Annotated in this window: 1 protein-coding gene; it reads left to right on the forward strand. The window is 77.0% G+C overall.

Annotated features, from left to right (window positions below):
- Positions 1 to 1,364: CHAT domain-containing protein (locus tag EYA84_RS31850; protein WP_131057857.1), on the forward strand; the 1,364-nt coding region annotated here is incomplete at both ends.

The following is a 1,364-nucleotide window of genomic DNA, read 5'->3' on the forward strand; positions in this document are numbered from 1 at the left end:
GCGACGTGCCCAGGGCTGGTACGCCCTCGCCCTGTCCCGCCGACTGGGCGGTGACGAGGCGGGTGCGGCCCGCGCGCTCCGTCGCGGGCTGGGTGTGCTCGACCGGCACCGGACGTCGCTCGGCGCCACCGAACTGCGGGCCAGCAGCGGGGCGTACGGGCAGGAACTGGCGGCCGAGGGTCTGGACATCGCGATCCGGGCCGGGGCGCCGGCGCAGGTCCTCGCCTGGGCCGAACGGTGGCGGGCCAACGCGCTGCGGATGCGGCCGGCGCTGCCACCCGACGATCCGGACCTGGTCGCGGCGCTCGCCGAACTCCGGCTCGTCAGCGGCCTCCTGGAGGACGCGGTCCTGGCCGGACGTCCGGTACGCGCCCTGCGCGGCCGGCAGACCCGACTCGAACAGCGGATCCGGGACCTCGCCCGGCGGGTACCCGGCGGAGTCGGGGTGACCGCCCCGCCCGGTGTCCGTCGGCTGGCCGACCGGCTCGGCACCCGGGTACTCGTCGAACTCGTGGCGCACGGCGACCGGCTCGGGGCGGTGCTGGTCCGCGACGGCCGGGCCAGCCTGCACGACCTCGGCTCGCTCGCCGAGGCGGCGAGACTGGCCCGATGGCACCGGTTCGGGCTGCGGCGACTGATCGTCGGCGGCGATCCCTCCGCCGCACGGGCCGGCGCCGCACACGCGGCGGCGGCACTCGACAGCCAACTCTTCGACCCGTTGCGGCGACACCTCGCCGACCGGCCCCTGGTGATCGTCCCGGTCGGGGTCCTGCACTCGGTGGGATGGGCCGGGTTGCCCACCTGCGCCGGCCGGGCCGTCACGGTCGCCCCCTCGGCGACGGTCTGGCTCGAGGCGGACCGGCGTACCACCTGGGCGGGTCCGCCCGTGCTGGCCAGCGGTCCGCGCCTGGCAGCCGGGCGGGCCGAGGTGCGACGGCTCGCCGAGGTGCTGCCGGGAGCCCGGTCGCTCGTCGGGCCGGACGCCACCGCCGGTGCGCTGACCGCCGCGCTGGACGGTGCCGGCATGGTGCACATCGCGGCGCACGGCACCTTCCGCGCCGACAATCCCCAGTTCTCCACTCTGGAGCTGGCCGACGGGCCGCTGTTCGCCTACGAGTGGGAGCGCGTCGCCCGGCCACCCGGCTGCGTGGTGCTCTCCGCCTGCGAATCGGGGCTGACCGACGTGCGTCCCGGCGACGAGATCATGGGTTTCGCCGCGGTGCTGCTGGCGCTGGGCACCCGATGCCTGGTCGCCACCGTCCTGCCGGTGCCCGCCGAACCCACCACCGCGCTCATGGTGGACCTGCACCGGCGGATGTGGGCGGGCGCCCGCCCGGCGTCGGCTCTCGCCGACGCCCAGCAGG

Origin of the sequence: Verrucosispora sp. SN26_14.1 (assembly GCF_004307965.1) — a bacterium.
GTDB lineage: Bacteria > Actinomycetota > Actinomycetes > Mycobacteriales > Micromonosporaceae > Micromonospora.